This is a genomic window from Rhodopseudomonas sp. BR0C11 (assembly GCF_010820945.1).
Classification (GTDB): Bacteria; Pseudomonadota; Alphaproteobacteria; order Rhizobiales; family Xanthobacteraceae; genus Rhodopseudomonas; species Rhodopseudomonas palustris_H.
In genome coordinates, this window is the sequence record NZ_QTKI01000409.1 from 1 (window position 1) to 4,226 (window position 4,226).

The 4,226-nt window shown below is 64.1% G+C and carries 6 protein-coding genes; 3 read left to right on the forward strand and 3 right to left on the reverse strand.

Annotated elements, in window-relative coordinates:
- Positions 1 to 1,586, reverse strand: a 1,586-nt coding sequence (locus tag DYI24_RS22275) for a L,D-transpeptidase family protein (RefSeq protein ID WP_349627808.1), incomplete at its 3' end; no start/stop codon positions are given.
- Positions 1,587 to 1,796: 210 nt separating this feature from the next.
- On the opposite strand from DYI24_RS22275, the gene DYI24_RS22280 reads away from it, so the two are divergent.
- A complete protein-coding gene (locus DYI24_RS22280; RefSeq protein WP_107346629.1) occupies positions 1,797 to 2,345 on the forward strand; it encodes a CreA family protein in 549 nt (182 codons plus the stop codon).
- A gap of 87 nt (positions 2,346 to 2,432) precedes the next feature.
- Here the strand turns inward: DYI24_RS22280 and DYI24_RS22285 are convergent, their stop codons facing one another.
- Complete coding sequence (locus DYI24_RS22285; RefSeq protein ID WP_107357537.1) at positions 2,433 to 2,699, reverse strand: hypothetical protein; 267 nt, start codon at positions 2,697 to 2,699, stop codon at positions 2,433 to 2,435.
- 663 nt (positions 2,700 to 3,362) lie between these two features.
- On the opposite strand from DYI24_RS22285, the gene DYI24_RS22290 reads away from it, so the two are divergent.
- The gene (locus DYI24_RS22290; protein WP_164573883.1) at positions 3,363 to 3,557 is read left to right on the forward strand and encodes a hypothetical protein; all 195 of its coding nucleotides are present in this window, start codon (positions 3,363 to 3,365) and stop codon (positions 3,555 to 3,557) included.
- A 2-nt stretch (positions 3,558 to 3,559) separates the two neighbouring features.
- Positions 3,560 to 3,934 (forward strand): hypothetical protein, encoded by a 375-nt coding sequence (locus DYI24_RS22295; protein ID WP_246701344.1) that lies wholly within the window; start codon positions 3,560 to 3,562, stop codon positions 3,932 to 3,934.
- A 27-nt stretch (positions 3,935 to 3,961) separates the two neighbouring features.
- Here DYI24_RS22295 and DYI24_RS22300 read toward each other — a convergent pair.
- The coding region (locus DYI24_RS22300) for a DUF6719 family protein (RefSeq protein WP_502706363.1) at positions 3,962 to 4,226 on the reverse strand (265 nt) is incomplete at its 5' end.

The following is a 4,226-nucleotide window of genomic DNA, read 5'->3' on the forward strand; positions in this document are numbered from 1 at the left end:
GGGACCTGCGGCATCGCCATCGCCACGCAGCAGGCGATACTGGCGACGCTCAGCAGCACCGTGAGCGTGTTGGTAGGAAGCTGCAGATCGATCTTCGGCGGCGGCGCTGCGGCGTGGCTGGCAGCGGCGTGGCCGCGCATCCTGGCGCGCAGGATCAGCACCATCAGGGTCATCGCGACGACACAGAACCCGCCGATCGCCAGATGAGTGGCCCGCCAGCCGATGCTGGCGCTGCCCCAATTGACCAGCGGCGGCCAGATCGTGCCGGCGAGATAATTGCCGCTGGCGGCAATCGTCACCGGCACGTCGAACAGCGGCGTCTGGTTCTGCCGGACATACAGCTTGCCATCCTTGCCGCTGACGAAGGCCGCAATCTGCTCCTTCGGATTCGGCGCAGGCAGCGTCGGGGCGGCGGCGGTGTGCTCATCGCTCGTCGGCGCGTGCGACTGGTCCTTGGCGCCGGACGAGGTCGCGGCTTTGTCGTCGCTCGTTGCAGCGGACGCCTTGGGCTGGTCGGTAGCCGGGGTGGCCTCGGCGGCCGCAAGCGCCTTGGCGTCGGCAGGGTTGGCGTCAGCAGGCTTGGTGTCGACTGGCTTGTCCTGAGCCTTGGCAGCCTTGGCGGGATCGACGGTCCCGGTTGTCGCGGGAGCGGTGTCGGTGGTCTCAGGCGCTTTGCTCGATGAGGCATCGGTCAGCGTCACCGTCGCCGCGGCCGCATCCGCGGTCCGGACCGGCGAGGCCGATGGCTTGTCGCTGCCGAGCGCGAGGCCACGCCGCAGCTCGTCGGCGACAAGCGTGGGCTCCGCCGGTTGGTCATTGACGGCCGCCTTGTCGGATTTGGTCGTGGTCGCCGGCTTCGGCGAATCCGACATCATCGGCTCGGGATCCGGCGCGACCTTCTTGGTGGCGAGCAGCGGATGAGCAAAGCTCACCGGCGTCACGTCGCCGGGGGCGACGATCACGCGGGCACCCATCCGGGTCCAGCCCCACATTTTCACCGCGAATGTCATCGGCATCCGGATGCAGCCATGCGAAGCCGGGTAACCGGGGAGGGCGCCAGCATGCAGTGCGATCCCCGACCAGGTGATGCGCTGCATGTAGGGCATCGGGGCGCCGCTGTAGATATTCGAGCGGTGATATTTGCTCTTCTGGATGACGCTGAACACGCCCATCGGGGTCGAGTGCCCACGCATCCCGGTCGACACCGGCGTCTCGGCAAACAGGCCGTTGGCGTCGTACACCCGAAGCTTTTGCTGCTCGATCGAAACCGCGATCACCACCGGCCCTTGCGGCTTGGTCGCCTGCTTTTCGATCTGCTTTTCAGCCTTGTGGTCGAGCTGAAGCCGCTTGCGCGGATGCTGATAATGCCGCTTCGGCGCGGCCGGCGGCGGCTCGTCGTAAATCGGCACTTCGTCCGACCAGAACCAAGCGGGCGAGGCTTGCACGGGCGTGGCCGCCATCGCAGTGGCCATGATGCCTGCGGCGATCGTGGCCTGCGAAATGGTCAATCTCCCAGCACCGGTGCGCTTGCTGGTGCGGGAGTAACGCTCGTCGGTGAAATCGGCTTCGCATTGAAAGACGCGCACGCAGTTCTTCCCCGAATCTTGCCAGCAGGATTTTAGATTAGTGTCTCTGGCGCGAGACGCGTTCGCCTTCGTGGCGAACTGTCGCGCAATCTGTTCGACCGTAACAAAAAAGCTTCACCGGAGGTTAAACGCGGCGGCGGGCAGGAGTTGCACCTTTCAAACCGGCAACGTGCTCACCAAATGCACACAACCGTTTCTATGGAGAATTCGATGAACCGGCGTGCCTCTCAGTTTCGCCTCTCCCGCTTCAAATCCGCGACCCTGGCGCTGCTCGCGCTGGCCGTGACGGGCGCCTCCACCGCTGCCGTGGCCGCCGACGATCCGGATTTGATCTTCCGACGCTCGACGGTGTTCAAACTGCTGAGCCCCAACGACAAGCTCGCCGTGTACGGCATCGACGATCCGGAGATCAAAGGCGTCGCTTGCCACTTCACGGTACCGGAGCGTGGTGGCTTCAAGGGCTGGCTCGGTTTGGCCGAGGAAGTCTCCGACATTTCGCTGGCATGCCGGCAGGTCGGACCGATCCACTTCACCAAGAAGCTCGATCAGGGCGACGACATGTTCAGCCAGCGCCGCTCGATGTTCTTCAAGCGGATGCAGATCGTCCGCGGCTGCGACGCCAAGCGGAACGTGCTGGTTTACATGGTGTACTCGGACAAGCTGATCGAGGGCTCGCCGAAGAACTCGACGTCATCGGTGCCGGTGATGCCGTGGGGCGCGGACGCGACAATCGAGAAGTGCGGGGACTTCTTCAAGTAACGATCAAGGCGTCGGCGCTTCGGCTGCGGAGAGCAGCGAAGCGCCGACGTGTCATTTTGGCACGTCGAAATTCACGGCACTTGGAATTCAGGCTGACTCCCGCTCAGTCGAGAGCGGTTGCGCCGCGGCCGAGCGGGCCGGCGCGCAGTAGCCGATGAGACGCACGAGGCGTTGCGGCATGCCTTGTGTGGCGGAATGGCCGAACGGTCCCTGCAGCGCCATCTCCCCCGATGTCGCGACGCCTCGGCGGCCGTTACGGAGCAGCTCAGTGTGCAGAGCCTCCGGGCGGGTGGAATGGCGCCGTTCTGTGGGACGGTCGCTGCCAGTGCCGTCGCCGAGCGCATTACTGGCCATTTTTGTTTCCTCCATCATGTATGAACGCGGCCGAGCCGGAATCGTTGCCGCACGTCGCCAAGCGACGCGTGGTCCGAACCGAAGCGGGCTTTCGTGACGCAAACCGGATCAGCCGGCGCGGCGAGGGGCGAGATCCGTTAATATTTGGATCTCCAACGTCCAGGTCTCTGCCACGGCAGCGGTGTAATGCACCGCAATGATCTGCACCCGACGTCACAGCGCGGCTCAAAGCTGGATCACGCCAAGCTCCGCAACTAATCATTTGTAGAGCCGATCCAAAGAAATTACCAGCCTCAACTATCCAGCAGCCAAAGTTGGTAACAGAGGGTGGGTGGATCCCTCGTTTTCAGGCCGCTGCGTGTAACGGGATGCACGCCCTACTAAGCGTCGGTTGATGACGTGGTGATGTCACCGCCGCCCACCGGATGGATCAGCGTCAGCAACTTTAGTCGTGCATGGCCGCGTCTTGGGCCAAACCAGAGCGCACTGAAATCCCGATGGTTTTTTCCGCAATGTTTCGTCGAGGACGGTCCGACGAAACAATTCGCGGGTGGGACGAAACCATTCGGCTGCGCGCTTGCAGCGGTCTGGAAACACAGCGTGGTTATCAACTGATCAACGGCAGCGGCGGCGGGCCGGCTGACGACCGGCAGGAGATCTCGGATGCGGAGCTGGAGCCTGTTCCTTGCCCTCGCTTTGGTGGCCAGCGGTGCTTCATCCGCCGGCTCATCGGAAGGACGGCTGCCGGGCGCCGGGACCTTCGCCTATCTCGGCACCCCTGTCGCGGAAGTTGCTGCGGTCCGGGATGGCGCAGTCTGGCGCGGCGGCGACCTCGCCGAATGGAGTCGGAATTGGTGACGATGTTTCGGATGGCTGCGCTGGCGGTCGGTTTCGGCCTGATGATCGGCCATGCGGCGCAGGCGCAGACCCATACACAGACCCGGTCCCTATTTGGTGCTCAGGATGCTCGGATGGAGTTCATCCGCCAGTGCACCGCGCACATGACCGGTCGGTGGGCGCATCCCGACTCTGTTTGCGGCTGCCTGCACGATCACGCCGCCGCCAAAGTGTCCGATAGCGACCTGCGTCAGGCGCTGCTGCGCGGCATCCGCGAGAGTGGCGTGCCGACCATCGACAACGAATGGGTGCCGCAGACCAAGCAGTCGCAGATCAGCGCCACCTTCACGCTGATCGCCAAGCCTGCCCTGCAGTGCATGTTCGATCCGGCCGACTAACAAATCTGCCTTCCGGACGTGAGCCAGTCACCGCCGCACGCGCGGGATGCACTTGACCGTCGCCACGACGCCCGAGGCCGACAGCGTCGATCCCGTGACTTCCTTGATCTGACCATTGGGGCAGGAGCCATCGTCGACCAGGATCTTCTGGCCGAGCCGCAGTTCGGTGATGTCCTGTTCGCGGAAGACCTGCAGTTGTTGTGCGGCGGCCGGCGTTGCAACGGCGAGAAGCGCGGCGGCTCCGAGCACGATCACGGTCAGAGGCGAACGAAAGGGTTGTGAACGGAACGTC